Annotated in this window: 20 protein-coding genes; 1 reads left to right on the forward strand and 19 read right to left on the reverse strand. The window is 44.9% G+C overall.

What is annotated here, in order from left to right:
* From AC58U0_RS05705 to AC58U0_RS05760, 12 genes are all read right to left on the reverse strand, one after another.
* The gene (locus tag AC58U0_RS05705; protein ID WP_497378039.1) at positions 1 to 594 is read right to left on the reverse strand and encodes a tetratricopeptide repeat protein; all 594 of its coding nucleotides are present in this window, start codon (positions 592 to 594) and stop codon (positions 1 to 3) included.
* A gap of 80 nt (positions 595 to 674) precedes the next feature.
* Entirely contained in the window at positions 675 to 1,058 is a 384-nt protein-coding gene (panD, locus tag AC58U0_RS05710) for an aspartate 1-decarboxylase (protein WP_497378040.1), read from the reverse strand.
* Between the two features lie 5 nt (positions 1,059 to 1,063).
* Entirely contained in the window at positions 1,064 to 1,927 is an 864-nt protein-coding gene (gene panC / locus AC58U0_RS05715) for a pantoate--beta-alanine ligase (RefSeq protein ID WP_497378258.1), read from the reverse strand.
* A gap of 23 nt (positions 1,928 to 1,950) precedes the next feature.
* Complete coding sequence (panB, locus tag AC58U0_RS05720; RefSeq protein ID WP_497378041.1) at positions 1,951 to 2,808, reverse strand: 3-methyl-2-oxobutanoate hydroxymethyltransferase; 858 nt, start codon at positions 2,806 to 2,808, stop codon at positions 1,951 to 1,953.
* 244 nt (positions 2,809 to 3,052) lie between these two features.
* Positions 3,053 to 4,021, reverse strand: a complete 969-nt coding sequence (locus tag AC58U0_RS05725; protein WP_497378042.1) for a biotin--[acetyl-CoA-carboxylase] ligase — start codon at positions 4,019 to 4,021, stop codon at positions 3,053 to 3,055.
* A gap of 535 nt (positions 4,022 to 4,556) precedes the next feature.
* Positions 4,557 to 5,876 (reverse strand): CCA tRNA nucleotidyltransferase, encoded by a 1,320-nt coding sequence (locus AC58U0_RS05730; protein ID WP_497378043.1) that lies wholly within the window; start codon positions 5,874 to 5,876, stop codon positions 4,557 to 4,559.
* A 26-nt stretch (positions 5,877 to 5,902) separates the two neighbouring features.
* Entirely contained in the window at positions 5,903 to 7,075 is a 1,173-nt protein-coding gene (gene bshA, locus AC58U0_RS05735) for an N-acetyl-alpha-D-glucosaminyl L-malate synthase BshA (RefSeq protein ID WP_497378044.1), read from the reverse strand.
* 18 nt (positions 7,076 to 7,093) lie between these two features.
* Positions 7,094 to 7,786 carry a bacillithiol biosynthesis deacetylase BshB1 gene (bshB1, locus tag AC58U0_RS05740; RefSeq protein ID WP_497378045.1) on the reverse strand — a complete coding sequence of 231 codons (693 nt, stop codon included), beginning with the start codon at positions 7,784 to 7,786 and terminating at the stop codon, positions 7,094 to 7,096.
* Position 7,787: 1 nt separating this feature from the next.
* Positions 7,788 to 8,207 carry a methylglyoxal synthase gene (locus AC58U0_RS05745; protein ID WP_057301781.1) on the reverse strand — a complete coding sequence of 140 codons (420 nt, stop codon included), beginning with the start codon at positions 8,205 to 8,207 and terminating at the stop codon, positions 7,788 to 7,790.
* A gap of 26 nt (positions 8,208 to 8,233) precedes the next feature.
* Positions 8,234 to 9,037 (reverse strand): 4-hydroxy-tetrahydrodipicolinate reductase, encoded by an 804-nt coding sequence (gene dapB / locus AC58U0_RS05750; protein ID WP_497378046.1) that lies wholly within the window; start codon positions 9,035 to 9,037, stop codon positions 8,234 to 8,236.
* A 32-nt stretch (positions 9,038 to 9,069) separates the two neighbouring features.
* On the reverse strand, positions 9,070 to 9,573 hold the full coding sequence (locus tag AC58U0_RS05755; RefSeq protein ID WP_497378047.1) for a tetratricopeptide repeat protein: 504 nt from the start codon (positions 9,571 to 9,573) through the stop codon (positions 9,070 to 9,072).
* Between the two features lie 64 nt (positions 9,574 to 9,637).
* Positions 9,638 to 9,976: a nucleotide pyrophosphohydrolase gene (locus AC58U0_RS05760; RefSeq protein WP_057301784.1), complete on the reverse strand. Its 339-nt coding sequence runs from the start codon at positions 9,974 to 9,976 to the stop codon at positions 9,638 to 9,640.
* 111 nt (positions 9,977 to 10,087) lie between these two features.
* Between AC58U0_RS05760 and AC58U0_RS05765 the strand changes: the two genes are divergently transcribed.
* Positions 10,088 to 10,960: a YitT family protein gene (locus tag AC58U0_RS05765; RefSeq protein WP_497378048.1), complete on the forward strand. Its 873-nt coding sequence runs from the start codon at positions 10,088 to 10,090 to the stop codon at positions 10,958 to 10,960.
* A 54-nt stretch (positions 10,961 to 11,014) separates the two neighbouring features.
* Here AC58U0_RS05765 and AC58U0_RS05770 read toward each other — a convergent pair whose 3' ends face one another.
* The 7 genes from AC58U0_RS05770 to AC58U0_RS05800 form a co-directional block, all read right to left on the reverse strand.
* Positions 11,015 to 11,893, reverse strand: coding sequence for a sporulation protein YpjB (locus AC58U0_RS05770; RefSeq protein WP_497378049.1), 879 nt, complete (start codon positions 11,891 to 11,893; stop codon positions 11,015 to 11,017).
* A gap of 66 nt (positions 11,894 to 11,959) precedes the next feature.
* A complete protein-coding gene (locus AC58U0_RS05775) occupies positions 11,960 to 12,619 on the reverse strand; it encodes a DUF1405 domain-containing protein (protein ID WP_497378050.1) in 660 nt (219 codons plus the stop codon).
* A 68-nt stretch (positions 12,620 to 12,687) separates the two neighbouring features.
* Entirely contained in the window at positions 12,688 to 13,575 is an 888-nt protein-coding gene (locus AC58U0_RS05780) for a c-type cytochrome (RefSeq protein WP_497378051.1), read from the reverse strand.
* A gap of 19 nt (positions 13,576 to 13,594) precedes the next feature.
* Positions 13,595 to 14,266 carry a menaquinol-cytochrome c reductase cytochrome b subunit gene (gene qcrB / locus AC58U0_RS05785; RefSeq protein ID WP_029193037.1) on the reverse strand — a complete coding sequence of 224 codons (672 nt, stop codon included), beginning with the start codon at positions 14,264 to 14,266 and terminating at the stop codon, positions 13,595 to 13,597.
* A gap of 17 nt (positions 14,267 to 14,283) precedes the next feature.
* Positions 14,284 to 14,829: a QcrA and Rieske domain-containing protein gene (locus AC58U0_RS05790; protein ID WP_057301788.1), complete on the reverse strand. Its 546-nt coding sequence runs from the start codon at positions 14,827 to 14,829 to the stop codon at positions 14,284 to 14,286.
* 282 nt (positions 14,830 to 15,111) lie between these two features.
* The gene (locus tag AC58U0_RS05795) at positions 15,112 to 15,543 is read right to left on the reverse strand and encodes a DUF2487 family protein (RefSeq protein ID WP_497378052.1); all 432 of its coding nucleotides are present in this window, start codon (positions 15,541 to 15,543) and stop codon (positions 15,112 to 15,114) included.
* A 70-nt stretch (positions 15,544 to 15,613) separates the two neighbouring features.
* Entirely contained in the window at positions 15,614 to 16,645 is a 1,032-nt protein-coding gene (locus AC58U0_RS05800; protein WP_497378053.1) for an LCP family protein, read from the reverse strand.
* Positions 16,646 to 16,672 lie beyond the last annotated feature (27 nt).

The following is a 16,672-nucleotide window of genomic DNA, read 5'->3' on the forward strand; positions in this document are numbered from 1 at the left end:
TTAGGATTCGTCCAAATTGATCAGCGGCTCCATGCAAGAAGGATCGGTATGATACGCTTTTTGAAAATATTCAAAAGCTTTTTCCATATTCTGATTTTGTACTTGTATGCAGCCCATTGCGTTGTAGGAAATGGCCTTCATCTTGGAATTGTCGGTCAAGGGCAGAAGGAACTTGAAGTGTTGGTACGCTTCTCCAAACTCCCCTTTGCGCAAATGACCCATCGCTAAATACACCCGAGCTAGCAAGAAATCTGGCTGCCTTTGAATCAGAACTTCGAATTCTTTGATCGCTTGATCGTACATATAAAGTTTGTAAAATCCCTGGCCCCGCATGAATTCATCCGTCTGCTTCCCTGTCACATCTAGATCCATCAGCTCATCATGAAGGGTTTGGGTACTCATCGGTACGGCCCCATAAAACTTTCCCAACTTCTCCTCAAAAAGCAGCCACGCTTCGATGAACTCATCGCTCATCGTTTTCAACACCTGCAATTGTTCGTCGAGCTCCGCCTTTTTTTCCACGTCACTATTCGGATATTCTTTTTGGATTTCTTCCAAAACCTCGTTCATTGTGGAAAATAAATGCTTAAACATTTGGCATCCCACCTTTGCTTCGAAAGCTTATCCTCATTCTTTGTAAACAGCGCCGATTTCATGCATGGAAGTGATACCTCTTAAAGGACGGTGGAATGCTCTTCTGCCTTGAGAAGCTGCGCAACTTTATTATTTTCACCCATAATGGCAATCGTTGGTTGATGGTTCTTCGCTTCTTCATCGGTCATCATCGCATAAGAAATAATAATAACCGTATCACCAGTCTGAACTAACCTAGCTGCAGCCCCATTTAAACAAATCACACCTGTGCCGCGCGGCCCGGGAATAATATAAGTTTCGAGACGTGCACCATTATTGTTGTTCACAATTTGCACTTTCTCATTCGGCAGCATACCAACTAAATCGATCAAATCTTCATCAATCGTAATGCTTCCGATATAATTCAAATTCGCTTCCGTAACAGTTGCCCGGTGGATTTTAGCTTTCATCATGGTTCGAAACATGGAAGTCACTTCCCTACTTGTAAAATTAAATTATCGATCAAACGCGTTTTACCGAATTTGACAGCCAAAGCAATAATAATAGAATCGGTATGATGGCTTTTTTCAAAAGGTTCTAATGTCGGATAAGCTAGTACCTCTACATAGTCAATGACGGCTAAAGGTGAAGTAGCAATATGTTGGCTGACCAAGGTTTCAAGCTCCTGCGGTGTGAAAGTTGGATGTGATTCCACAAATGACTTTGCTTTTTGCAAGGATTGAGACAGAACTAAAGCTTGCTTACGCTCTTCCTCAGAAAGATACACATTGCGCGAGCTCATGGCCAGCCCGTCTGCTTCACGCAAAATAGGACAGGGAACAATCTCGATGCCTAGGTTGAGATCTTGCACCATTTGCTCAATGACAGCAACCTGCTGGGCATCCTTAAGGCCAAAAAAGGCTTGATCAGGCTGCACAATATGAAACAACTTGCTAACGACAGTTGCGACCCCATCAAAATGTCCAGGACGTGATGCTCCGCACAGTCTGGAGGTAAGACCAGTTACACTGACCGTAGTGCGCGTCGGTGATGGATACATTTCGCTTACAGATGGCATGAACACTAGGTCAACGCCCGCGGCTTCGGCTAATTGCAAGTCCCGCTCCGTATTGCGCGGGTATCGCTCGAAATCCTCACCTGGACCGAACTGGAGCGGATTAACAAATATACTTAGCACGACAAGTCCACTTTGAGCACGTGCTTTGCGTAGCAAACTAGCATGACCTTCGTGTAAATAGCCCATTGTGGGTACAAACCCAACAGATTGGTCGTTCTTGCGTCGATAGTCTCTTATGCGAGAACGCAAATCAGCAATTGAATGAATCACTTCCATTGTCTGGATCGCTTCCATGCCTCTCACTTCTCCTTATCGCCATATAAGTATTCAACAACATCGTTGTCCATATGAAACGTATGCTCTGGTGCAGGGAATGCCCGTGCTTTCACTTCTTTCACATATTCCCCTATGCCTGCACGAATAGTTTCCCCTATATTCGCGTATGCTTTTACGAACTTTCTGGCAGCACTGTCAGAACCATACTGGAGAAGATCATGATAAACAAGCACCTGGCCATCGCAATGAACCCCAGAACCAATTCCAATCGTAGGAATCGATAGCTGCTTCGTTATCCATTCGGCCAGCTCATCAGTTACCAGTTCTAAGACCACCGCGAAAGCTCCCGCTTCCTCAAGTGCTTTAGCATCACTGAGCAATTTCTCCGCTTGTTCGGAACTTCGTCCTTGTACACGGAATCCACCAAGTTGATGAACAGATTGCGGAGTTAAACCCAGATGTCCGACGACCGGCACACCAGCCTCCGTGATCGCTTTGACGGTTGCCGCAATCTCAGATCCGCCTTCCAGCTTAACCGCTTTGGCTCCACCCTCTTGCATTAATCGGGCAACGCCACGAAAAGTAGAGTCCAAGCTTCCATGGTAAGTCAAGAAAGGCATATCCGCTACAATGAACGTATTCGAAGCTCCACGCACCGCGGCTCGCGTCTGGTAAACCATATCATCCAGTGTGACCGGCAGGGTTGAATCGTAGCCTAGTACGACATTCCCTAGAGAATCTCCTACAAGGATAACATCAATGCCTGCCTCTTCCGCCAAGCGGGCTGAGGGATAATCATAAGCAGTTACCATCGTAATGGGAACGCCATCTTGCTTCATTTTTCTCATCTTAGCTGTCGTAAGCGGCTTACGTTGTTCCATTGTTATCCCAGCTTCCTCATATAAAATAAAAAACCTTTTAGCTAAGAGCTAAAAGGATCGCATGCAGAAAGAATCCAATGATCCCTCTGTCTCGGTCCCATAAGGCTCAGAGCAGAATCCAACATCTTGTTTCAAGTCCTATTCCTTTGTAAATAAACTACCACCGTCAAGCTGCAAGTGCAGTTCCTTTAAGGATACCGCCTTGTCTTGCTATTATACCAAATGTTGCTTCCATTTGATACCTCTACTTCAGTTCAATATCTCCGGAATAGATCTTTATTTTCTCTCCAGCTTGCGTTATTACCGTTAAAGCACCGGAATCATCCAACGAATCAGCGAGACCTTCAATGACACCTGAAGGTGTATGCGTGCGGATTGGACGCTTCAAAGTTACACTAAGAGCCTCCCATAGCAAACGGATTGGAGCGAAGCCTTTCTCCATATATAGCGCATAGAGATCTTCAAACTCTAAAAGAAAAGCTTGTACCAAACTTTCTCTTGGGATGTCAGCGCCCGATTCAATTGCAAGAGAGGTCGCAATATCCCGTAATTCCTCAGGATAATCCTCCCTCTTCAAATTCACACTGATACCAATCCCTGCAATCACATACTTGAGCCGTTCATCTTCCCCACTGCTTTCAAGTAAGATGCCGCTTACCTTCTTGCCTTTAATTAGAAGATCATTAGGCCACTTAATGCCGATGTCTACCTGACAAACTTTCTGGATGGAGCGGCATAGCGCCACCGCACTAAGCAGCGTTAATTGAGGCATAAAATAGACAGGAATGCGCGGCTTTAACACTAGACTCATCCAGATCCCTTTACCGGCCGGAGAATGCCACGTGCGCCCCATTCGGCCTCTTCCCGCTGTCTGTGCCTCTGCCAGCACAATCGTGCCTTCAGGAGCACCTGATGCAATGAGAGCGTGTGCAATCGTTTGTGTAGATTCGACTTCCCCGTAAACATGAATTTTCTGACCAAGAACCTTGGTTTTCAATCCGCTCAACAGTTCGTTCACTTGCCATGAATTAGGCTTGCTCAACAATCGATACCCTTTACGAGGCGCAGCTTCAAATTCATAGCCTGCTGATCGAAGCTCTTCAATATGCTTCCAGATCGCGGTACGGCTAACGTTAAGACGCCGGCTGATTTCCTCGCCGGAAACGTAAGCTTCCGGGGACTCTTGGAACAGCTCTAATATACGTTTGTTCATACGATTTCACTCACGATCTATCGGGAATTTATTTTGATGTCGATTCTTCTGATCATGCTGCAGTTGTTGTAGTTCGTGAATCTTTTCGGGGATAAATGCCTCCTCACAACCGGTAAGATTAACTCCAAAATTCGATTTTAGAGTTATTCAGCAACGCTGTGAAGGTAGATAGGCTATTGTGGATACAGAATGTTGTAATTACTACAACAATTCATCCTCCCTTGGCTATTTTGCAAGTTGAAGTTGCAGATCGTACAACATTTTTAACCCTTTTGTTGAGAAATGGCCTTTTTCGGACCCAATTGTTGTACATCATGCAACAACTGAAGTACAAAAGCTAGATCTAGGCAGTAATTGTTGTACATTTTACAACATCTTTGCCCCTGTTACCTCAGAAACTGCCTGGTAACCTTATCTGTAAGATTGGAAATAGCGTTAACTGACATTTCTGCTCATTAAGTAACTTTTGCGATGAAAAACAGGCTTACTCCCATGATATCATCATTCAAATTATTAAAAAAACCGCGCTGCGCTGCTACTTAGCAGCACGCGCGGCAAGTAAAAGTGATTCTCGCTCGTTCAAGATTTCACCGAGCGCGGTTCGTTCAAGCAGCTGCTGCAGCAGTTTGCCCATCCATGGGCCCGGCTGCCGGCCAAGCTCTTCCGCCAAATCCGTGCCGGATATGGCGAGTTCCTTCAGGCTAAAGCAGGGAACCTCCTTCAGCCAAGCCTCTCCGCGCCACAGCAGCTCCGGCGCGGTAGTTTGCAGGAAGCGCGCGAGCTCGCCGCGCTGCTGAGAGCATTGCGGCAGCACGCTCAGCAGCCGCAGCAGAGCGCGGGCAGCGGCTTCACCGCTGCGCACCGCGCCAAGCTTCCAGACCCGCTCCAGCGGAGCCGGGTCCTGTACCATTGCGGCGTCCTGCGAAGCGCCGCTCGTTAGCTGCGCGGCCACAGCCTCGCGCAGGGCCAGCACAGCCACGACCGCTTCGCAATCGGCGCGGGAGAAGGTCAGCTCCTGGAGCGCCGTGCGGACCGTGTCCGCCGGCATCTCCAGAAGCATCAGCAGCATGGCCCAGCGGTCATGCTGCCCTTCCAGCGCGCTGACAGCGTCCAGCGCGTCATCCCATGCGAGCCAGCGCTCAAAAGGCAGCGGCAGCTGCTTTTTGAGGTGCGCCGTGAGACGGCTCGCCAGCACCAACCGCACAGCCCGCGCTGGGGCTGGGCCTTCGATCATGCGCTGCAGCTCGCTTCGCACGCGCTCCATTGCGATGTGGCGCAGCAGCGGGGCTTGCGCCAGCAGCGCTTGCCACGTGCTCGACTCGACCTCCAGTCCGTAGGTCGAGGCAAAACGAACACAGCGAAGCATGCGCAGCGCATCTTCGCCGAATCGCTCCTCCGCAGCCCCTACGCAGCGGAGCACCCCGTCCACAAGATCCTTTTGCCCTGAAAAAGGATCCAATACAACGCCCGCCGCGTCCATCGCCATAGCGTTCATTGTAAAATCGCGCCGCTTCAAATCCTCCGTCAAATCCGAAATGTATTCGACGGATGTCGGGCGGCGGAAGCCCTCATATTCCGTTTCCTTTCGGAACGTCGTCACCTCATAGGTCCCCTGTGACAGGATCACGGTTACGGTACCGTGCTGCAACCCTGTCGGCGCCGTCCGCGGGAAGCAGGACATCACCTGCTCCGGCAATGCAGACGTCGCAATGTCGATGTCCTTAATCGGTCGACCAAGCACAGCGTCACGAACACAGCCACCTACAAGATAAGCCTCATACCCTGCTTCTGTAAGCTTAGAGAGAACTAAGGAAGCTCCACGATCTATTACTTTTAAATTAACAACATCCGACATGTTACTCCTAACCTGCTAACATCCTCTTATTGACAGGACGAAGCTGTAATGCGATGAGATTCTGGAAGCTCTCTTCCCAGCACACGATAATAAATTTCCTCATATTGAACCGTCGTTATGTCATTACAAAATGTATGCCGAGCACGAGTTAAGCAATTTTGTGCCACTTGTTCGTACAATACTTGATTACTAAGCAAGTTTACGACATGTTCGGCCATTTTATCCGTATCCCCAACATCTGCTAAATAACCGGTTTCACCGTGCGTAATGAGCTCGGGAATCCCGCCGGCATTGGAGCCTACCGTTGGCACCCCACATGCCATCGCTTCTAGGGCGACTAGACCGAAGCTCTCTTTTTCCGAAGGAAGCAGCATCACATCGGCAAGGGAAATCACCTGCGCTACATCATCTTGTTTACCACAGAACGTTACCTTATCAGAAAGGCCAAGTTCCTTTACCTTAGAAATCATTTTGGATAAATCGGGACCTTCTCCCACGAACAAGAGACGCGACGGAATCTCCTGGCTGACTTTTGCAAAAATATCAATAACATCCTGCACACGTTTAACAGGTCTGAAATTAGAAATATGAATAAGAATCTTCTCTTCCGGCCGGGCAAACTCGCCTCTAAGCTTTGAAATATCACGCGGGTAATACACCCGTTTATCGACGAAATTATAAGTTAGATCTATATCACGGTCGATGTCCAATAATTCTCTTGTTTCTTTAATTAAATCTTTCGAGACCGCTGTAACCGCATCGCTTTCATTAATCGCATAGCGAATTAAGTCGGAAATCGATTGATCCTGTCCAAGTACAGTTATATCCGTTCCATGGAGTGTCGTGACAACCTTGAGCTTACTACCAACCATCTGTTTCGCCAAAAGTGCACACACGGCATGAGGAATGGCATAATGAACATGCAGCAAATCCAACTCTTCCATCTTGGCGACCTGCGCTAATTTACTGGCGAGAGAAAGGTCATAAGGCGGATACCGAAAAACATAATATTGACTGACTTCCACTTCATGATAAAAAATATTTTTATGAAATTTACCCAAACGAAAAGGCATACTGTGTGTAATAAAATGAACCTCGTGTCCTTTTTCAGCAAGCAGCTTGCCAAGTTCAGTAGCAACAACACCTGAACCACCTAAAGTTGGATAACAGGTAATTCCAATCTTGAGTTTATCTTTCATCGTACACCTCTTTTCCGATCAAACGAATCGATCTACCACCAAGGGCAGCTTAGAAACGAAACCTTCTGCATAAGTTAACAAGCGTTTTTGACCAAATAAACGGTCTCGAGCTTCAACTCGTTCGATGTAGCCCTGATTTAAGGGCGTGGCTACCGAACCTTGACCCGATATAAATTGTGAGCGATACGCGCTCAGTGCTGCAATTTTTTCATCATAACAATCGGTTACATCCACCATAAGATCAGCTTCGTAAACGTCATTTATAAAATAAAAATACATCTGCTCTACGTTCACAGGCTCAGAATCAGGTAAATACTTGCGAAGCTTAGCGTTAAAAACAGCTTCCTGAACCAACCCCGAACAGGCCACATGGTCTGGATGCCGGTCCTGCCAGTAGGGTGCAAACACGATTCTCGGCTTAAATTTACGAATTTCTTGTGTAATTCGCTCAATATTCGCCTGTGTGGCAAATAATCCTCGATCCGGTAGTCCCAGATTCGTACGAACCTTCACGCCCAGAATACTAGCTGCTTGTTCAGCTTCCTCGATCCTTGTCTCTACGGTGCCATTAGAAGACATTTCGGCATAGGTTAAATCACAAAGTCCAACCTTAAGCCCAGACTTCGTATGTTTGGCAATGGTGGCCCCCATGCCAATCTCAGCATCATCTGCATGTGCGCCAAATATAAGAATATCGAGAGATTTGCTCATCTTATTCAATACCTGGCTTATATTTATGTACTAACTCTCTCCAACCGAAATCACCGCGATCAAGCGCTCTGACAAGAAGTTCTGCTGTTGCTACATTCGTTGCGCAAGGAATTCCCTGAACATCACACAGACGCAGCAGAGCAATAATGTCCGGTTCATGTGGTTGAGCCATCAATGGATCTCGAAGAAAAATAATAAAATCCATCTCATTTTCAGCTACCAGTGCGCCAATTTGCTGGTCTCCCCCAAGAGGACCTGACATAAATCGATGTACGTCTAATTTGGTGCCATCCATAATCCGCTGTGCTGTCGTACCTGTTCCATATAACTTATGACCCTCGAATACATGTTCATACGCTGTAACGAAGTTCACCATTTCATCTTTTTTACGATCATGGGCAATTAACGCTATCTTTAACATCTTGTCTTCCACTCCCCTAGGGCTCTTTAATCTATAAAATGCTCGAATCCATAAATCATTCCGCTATATGTCATCACTTTACGTATAGCAATCGCAACGCCCGGCATATAGGCTGCACGATCATAGGAGTCATGTCTAATTTTGAGCGCTTGGCCTTGCTCCGCCATAATCACTTCCTGTTGAGCAAAAATTCCTGGCAGACGAACGCTATGTATTCTAAATCCATTGTAATACCCACCGCGCGAACCTTCAATTGTTTCCTCTTCTTTCGGATTACCTTGACGCAATTCTCCTCTAACTTCGGAGATAAGTTCCGCGGTTTTCACTGCCGTTCCTGAAGGCGCGTCCAGCTTCTGATCCCCATGATACTCAATGATTTCTAGATTAGGGAAGTATTTAGACGCTTGAGCAGCAAATTTCATCATAAGTATTGCCCCTATTGAGAAATTCGGAGCTATTATTCCGCCAATTCCACTTTCTTGGCACTGCTTGTCCAATTCAGCAATAGCTTGCGGCGTAAATCCCGTTGTTCCCATTACTGGGCGAATTCCTAGGCGAATAGCCAGGTTTGTATGTGAAACCGCTGTTTGCGGACCTGTAAAATCTACTAAAACATCTGGTCTGGATTCTGTGAGAGCCTGTTCCAAGTCATTGCTCATTTTAACCCCACATTCTTCAAATCCTACCATTCTTCCCAAATCAATTGGGCCAGAGGAGCGGTTAACCCCCGCCACCAGTTCCATATCGGACTCTGTGAGAACGGTCTTCACGACCTCTCGCCCCATTCTTCCACTTGCACCAATAACGGCTACTCGAATTTTACGATCCATGTTGAGCAAATCTCCTTTTGTATGTTTCAAGCCTATAATTTCATCTTTTGTTTATATAGCGCCGCATGCTGTTTCGCAATTTCATGGTGAGGCTCCAAACGAACCGCTTCCATCACGGTTTGATAAGCTCTCCCATAATCCTTTCGAAAAGCAAATGCTTCTCCTAGAATAAGATACGCTTCAATAGCCAAAGGATCAAGAGTTATCGCTTCCTTTAATAAGAAAATCGCTCTTTCCGAATGCACAGACTGGGTACTCAGCTGTTTTTGTGCTTGTTCAACTAATTCTCTTGCATGCAGCACTTGCAAATGATAACGGTAAACTTCATTATCTTTAACCAACTCAAGTGCCCTAGAAGCATGCTCTATGGCTTTTAACAATTTGTTACTTCTTGCGAAAGTAATCGATAGCTTGTAGTGATAGGCAGCATTGTTTGGTTCTTCAGCTATCGCTTTTTCAAACCATTCAATGGCTTTTTCAAAATCATGACCAAGTATGGATTCGTACGCTTTCTGTATTTGAGTTTCTCCATTCATCTGCCCATCCTCCTCCACCCGAAATCGAGTCTCCCGTTATTGGGGATGGTATAGTTTATGAAGCTTATGTAGTTTCGGTGTTAATTTTGGTCCATCGACCCGCATCCCGCGTGTTGAATTTATGCATGATTTTATCGTGTGCTTCCGTCAAATCAATGCCCAAAGAGTTCGCGAAACAGATGGTAATAAAAAGAATATCACCTAATTCGAGCTCAATAGAATTGTCTTCTTCCGTGCTTTTTTTGGGCTTTTCACCGTATGTATGATTCACTTCTCGGGCTAATTCACCAACTTCCTCTGACATTCTGGCCAGCATAGATAAAGGACTGAAATAACCTTCCTTAAACTGGGAAATATAAGTGTCAACCTCTAATTGTATATCTTTAAGAGTACGTTCGGACATGTTCACCCTTCTTTCCATCATCTTCACCGAGCTATCATTACTATGTTAAACTATTGAAGAAAAGTTGACAAATTTTTTTGGCGATACCATCAAGTATTTGGAGGAACAGGAATGAGATTTAAGGAACGATTTGCTGATCGATTTACGAATGTTGTTGCAATTATGATCGGCACGGCTATTTATGCGTTTGGTTTGCACTATTTTGTTATTTCCAATGAGTTAATGGAGGGCGGTGTTACTGGGGTCTCCTTGCTGCTCAAATACGTACTAAACGTCCCGCCTTCCATATCTACCCTATTGATTAATATTCCATTGTTTTATATCGGTTGGAAAAATTTCGGTAAAGGACGGATGCTATACACCATCTTCGGTGTCGTGGCTTTATCTTTCTTTCTATGGATCATGGAGTTGCTCATTCAAAAAGAATGGCTGATCCCTTTTCACACCTCTCAGGATTACTTTCTAGCAACTCTATATGCGGGTATTACACTCGGGACTGGACTGGGACTTGTCTTCCGTTTCGGAGGTACTACGGGCGGCTCTGATATCTTGGCTCATATCGGCAATAAGAAGAGAGGTTGGAGTGTTGGCCAAGTTATCCTCATTATTGATGTCATCGTCATTGGCTCTTCGTTAATTTATTTACCAAAAGAGAAGGTCTTATATTCACTTGTTGCCGTCTTCGTAAGCTCTCGTCTCATCGATTATATTTCCGAGGGCGCATACGCGGCCAAAGCATTTACCATTATTAGTGATCAACCTAGTCAATTAGCACAAGCCATTACGACAGAACTAGACAGAGGAGTGACTTTATTCCCAGCTAGGGGGGCCTACTCCGGTAATAATAAGGAAGTTGTTTATTGTGTCGTCTACCGTCACGAAACCAGAAGACTTCGAGAGCTCATTCATGCAATGGATCCTAGGGCATTCATCATCATTGGTGATGTACATGATGTTATTGGTGAAGGATTCAAAACACAGTAAAACATAAAAGTGGGTTAAGCAGCTATATAAGCTTGCTCAACCCACTTTTATGTTTTACCTATTTTCGCTTTCTCTTGATTGCTTCACCTGCACAATGTGTCGTCCTGATTGGTACATTCTCCATCCAACGAAGGATAGCACACTGACAATAATGAGACCAATACCTAACGACCAGATAATTGGCTGTTTAGGATCCGTAATCGGTACGAAAGCGATCGCATCCTTGTTCTTTTGAAACAAATCATCCAAAACTTGGTTTAGATGGTCAAGTCCCGACTCCAATTGTCGAGTCGACATAGGCTGACTATTCACATTCGTTCGGATAAAAGTAAGCAGTGAATCAAGCTTTTCGACGGAAGCGGCATCTCGGCTAATCAGCAAGGAAGGATGAATAATGGCAATATGCTGCGACAGCTTACCGAAATTCGCCAACGCCTCCTTCTGTTTATTCGCTTTAACGTCCTGGTTCAGGTTATTCGTATCATTTTGCAGTACTTTATAGTATTGCAGCCACATAGGCTGGTTCTTATGTGTTAGTGCATCCGTGGCTAAACGAATTTTGGCGACAGCGATCTGCCCTTCTTCCGGTGAATAGGCTGCGGCATTATAGACCCTTTTCGCTTGTGTAATCGTCTCCGTTAAAGCATTTAAACCCTCAACAGATGTAATCCCCTCAAAATGAATCTTAGGAATTTGATCAGACATTTGCAGCAGTTTATTTCTCGCCTCTGTGACTTGACCATCCATGGTTTGTTTGTACATATCATCGGCAATTTGGTTCAAAAACGCTATTCGCTCTAGTTGTTCAGGATCTATAGGCTTAGCGGCTTGTCCGTTTGTACTCGTGCTAACTCCACAAGCTGAGCTTATAACTATAACGGCTGCCAGCAGAAGTGTGGTCGTTAACCATTTCATACCGGAATAATTAAACATGGGACATCCCCTCCTTCACCATCATCATATGGAGGTTTGTCCCAATTTAGACCAGCAGCTATGCGGTTATGTACTTCTTTTCTTACGGGTAAGCAGGCATATGACTGCAATCAATATGCCAGTCATACTTAACCCTACTGTGAACCATTCTATTGTATGTAGATTGTCTTCAAGTTCTCGAGGTAATCGCGGAAAAATTCCTCTTTCATAATCCATGAAATCGTTCCAAAATGTCCAGATGGCGACAATGATAATAGCTGTTAGCCAGTATCTATACCATCGAACAAATAGCAGTGCTTCCACAGCCATTGCCAAATGGGAACCTGTCAGCATCCAACCATCCCAACCGACGGGAACTCCCTGCCACGCACCTGTCCAAATCATGGCAACCGCCCAGATGCCATATTTAAACGAAGTAATCAATGCGAATGCTTCAACAAACCCGCGAATAGCTCGATAAAGCTTATTAGGTTGTTGATCCGAAGAACGGTCAAAAAGCAGGAAGCCGATTGATAGAGTAAAAAACAAGCTGGCTGTTGGGCTGTCTGGAACAAAATATACGTACCAAAGAGGGTAATTAGCAATCGTATCGACCATTTGTGCCCAGTACCACTCATAGCCATAAACGGTTCCTAAAAGGTTTGAAATGAAAAACGCCCACAACATCTTTTTGCTGAGCAGAAAATCCTTGCTCCAAAAATAGGAAACGGACAACCCATGCTGCAAGTAAGCTCCTCCTCTTGTGCCAACTTATCTAAAAAAACCTGACCGCTCTCGCGATCAGGTTTCCTTTTTTATTGAGCTTTTTGTTTGGATAACCATTCAGCAAGTTTATTAATATCAGCATCGCTTAAGCCTTTATCAATGTTAGCTTGATATTGCTTACCCATATTGCCTTTACCGTTCTTGATAATGCCAAGAATCTCATCTTGAGGATGTTTATCACCAACACCAAGTAAGGCAGGCACACCAGAAGCAGGCATCCCTTTAAGTCCAGCACCGTGACAAGATAAGCAAGTTGCTTTCTTGTAAATCTCTGCACCTGGATCATCCGCTGCAACGATTGCAGCAGATTTCTTCGTCTCTTTCGCACCGCCGCCATCAGCTGCACCTTTTTTCGCGTGCATCTCTTCCTCACGCTTAATGTGCTCTGGAACGATGTTTTTCTCTTTCAATTCTACTTGGTAATGAGACCAAGATGTATACGTCAAGTACGTACAAGCGATAAGAGATAAAATCATCAAGCTTGAAGCGATAGGTCTTCTGTAGAAACGACGCTCTTTACCTGTGTCCAAGAAAGGAGCAAGCAGTAAGCCGCCGAACAGTAAACCAGGTACTACAACCGCACCAAGAACAACGTAATCTCCTGATGTATATGGGTATTTCAACAATTGATACATGAATAAGAAATACCAATCCGGCATTGGAATGAACGCTGTGTTCTTAGGATCCGCAGGATATCCAAGCGGAGCTGGATCCGACATGACCAGTACTAACATACCGACCAATACGACTACACCAACCATCCATTCTTTCAACAAGAAGTTTGGTATGAACGCTTCTGATTTCCCCGGATATGCAGAATAATCTTTAGGAATCAGTCGTTGCTCTTGTGATTTCTTTATTACGCGGGAATCTCCCACATAAACGATTTTTTCGTCAGACTTATGACCATGCGCCACGCATTGACCCTCCTTTCAATTATAGCGGTCCGGAAATACCTTGTTTGCGAATCATGAAGAAATGTCCAGCAAGCAAAGCTAGCAGAACGCCCGGCAGGAAGAATACGTGGATGGCAAAGAAACGAGTCAATGTTTGAGCGCCAACAATGCTTCCACCTTGCAGCAATGTTTCAATATATGGTCCCGCGAACGGTACCGCTGCTGCGATCTTCATACCTACTTGTGTTGCGAAATACGCTTTGTTATCCCATGGGAGCAGGTACCCGGTAAAACCAAGACCTAACATAACGAAGAAAATGAGCATGCCTACAACCCAGTTCATTTCACGGGGGGCTTTATAAGAGCCTGTGAAGAACACGCGCAGGGTATGTAAGAACATCATGACGATTACTAAGCTGGCTCCCCAGTGGTGCATACCTCTGACAATAACACCGAAAGCCACTTTATGTTGTAAGTAGTCAACACTGGCATACGCGTTGATAATATCAGGTGTGTAGTACATGGTTAAGAACATACCTGACAAAATTTGAATAACTGTAATGAAAAACGTCAATCCGCCGAAGCAATATACGAAAGCGGAAAAATGATGAGCAGGGTTTACGTGCTCTGGAACCTCGTGGTCTGCTACATCCCTCCACATTGGCGTAATATCAAGACGTTCGTCAATCCAGTTGTATACGTTTTTAAACATCTGATGCTGACGCCTCCTTATACTCTTGTGTTAGCATGTAGTTGTCCCACATAAACGAAACCATTCTCTACTTTGGTCGTGTATTCATCCAAAGGCTTTGGTGCTACAGCAAGGTTCTTACCATCTTGCGTATAATGAGCACCGTGACAAGGACAGAAATACTGATCTTTGTAAGCAGGATTATCGTTCCAGTTGACTGTACATCCAAGATGCTTACAAGTTGGATTCAATGCAAAGAGCTTGCCGCCGCTGTCTTTGGAAATCCATGCAACCAGTTCAGCATCGCTTTCGTACCAGCCGTCAACCTGATGGACTTGGAACGTAAACGCTTGTGGAACATTTGTAATTTTACTTTCTTCGACAACTTTAACCCAATCCGAAGCACTCTTCTTTTGAAGGACAGGATCAATTGCAAACCGTATCATCGGTATAATAATACCGGCTCCCATAAATCCTCCAGCGCCACCAAGGGTGTAAGAAAGAAATTGTCGACGAGACATTTCGCGTTTGGTCCCGGGTTTCTTCCCATGCTGTTCTTCTTTGTGATTGTTATGATCACTCATTCTCAGGTCTACCCTCCTACATTGGCCGATGTCCGAACCCTCTCAGACGTCAGTTACCTCTATCACGTGTCGTTCGACATTACACTACATAACTAGGACATTACTAATAATAGCCTACGTCTACTAGGTCGTCAAGAATCCATAACTCCTTTTCGTCGGTTGAAATCTCGGCCATTGGACAAATTTTAACGAAATTGTCACAACTTTTTGGCAGCTAAAGAAATTAATTTCTCCCCTTATCCTGCACAACTTTTTTTCCATTAATACGCTGTTCGTTTAAAGTTAATCGTTCTGCTGCCATAGTTCTTGTACTTGTTTGGAAATACTTGATTTGATTAATTCGGATTGGCTTGTCCACTGCTCCATATCGACAACAATCAGCAAGTCCGTTTGCTCTGCTTTCCAAAGAGCTGCTTCTGTATGTATGGTAAGACCGATGACATAACGGAACCCCATTCTTTTCAAATGAAGTGAGATGGTATTCAACTGTTCTCTCATATCCGTACCCGTTATGTAGTGAAGAGCTGGATAGGTTACTACTCTGCCCTTGTAAGGAATTTCAATCGTTTCCAGAGCATCTCGAAGCTGTTCTAACGCGAGTGTCACTTGTGCAGGATCTTCAAACCCCGTCAACCCCGTTATTGGAAGTAAACAGGTGTCCAAATACGGTTTCAATTCAAACCAATCTTGTGCTGATATATCATTAAACTTCAATGAATTGTCCTCCCCTATTGTTTGCCAAATGTACGTTTGCTATGTAATGTCACGAATCTCATCTTGTACTTTAATCCGTCCTTATCTGACTGTCAATCTGCTCACCCGATTGCTGACCGCGCAACGCCCCAAGCGCTTCCTCCAGATCCTGCTGCTTCACAACCAGATAGGGGCTCTCCCATTCGCCTTTTAATTGAATATAGCGAACGGTCGCCGGCTTCAAGTCACGGTAGGATTTCGTCAATGTACGAAGCTCATCGGCTGGTATATCTGTTTTAATTGATCCTCCAATGATATCAAGCACACCCGCCCAAGCGGTCAAACCATTCAATGTGGTTAATTGATCTAGTAACTGATTAAGTACTAGCTGTTCTCTTTGATTCCGTTCCATATCTGAGGATTCTGCCGTGCCTAAATTGGATTTCCGGTAACGGATAAAATCTAATACTTGTTTGCCATTCAACTGCTGTTTTCCTTTGTTCAAATGAATATCCGTTCCATCACTTTCATCCTGATAGCGCATATCCATATCAACTTCGACGGTCATTCCCCCTAATTGATCGATGAGCTTCCGAAAGCCATCAAAATTAATAACAGCCATATAATCAATTGGAACTTGATATACATCGCTGAACAGCTTTTTGGTTTCATTTAGGGCTGTGTCTCTATTTTTATTGTAATAATAAGCATAAAAATAATTAGCTTTATGAGAACCGTCTAATCCCGACTTATCAGCTTCAATCTCCAGATCCCTTGGAATGGATACCACAGTTCCTTGATGGGTTTTCGGATTAATGCGGAAAAGCATCATGACATCCGTATTCCGTGATCCCTCATTACCTTCTCGTTCATCTATTGCTGTTAGGAGGAACGTTAGCGGCCTTTCAATGGAATTGGTTGCTTGCGTAACAGGCGCAAAGCTTTCGCCATTTAGATTTGATGCTGTAGTGGCTCCAGGCGCAGCAATATGATCCAGCGTCTGATTCACCTTGTTATATAGAAAAGCTGCATACACAGACGCAGCTCCTGCAATTAGACCTGTGATTAAAAGAACGGACGTCATTACTTTACGAATTCGGGGGTTTTTTATCATTTTTTTCATTCGTAGTCTCCTTATGTTTGGATATAA

It is taken from the genome of Paenibacillus sp. J31P190 (assembly GCF_059692075.1).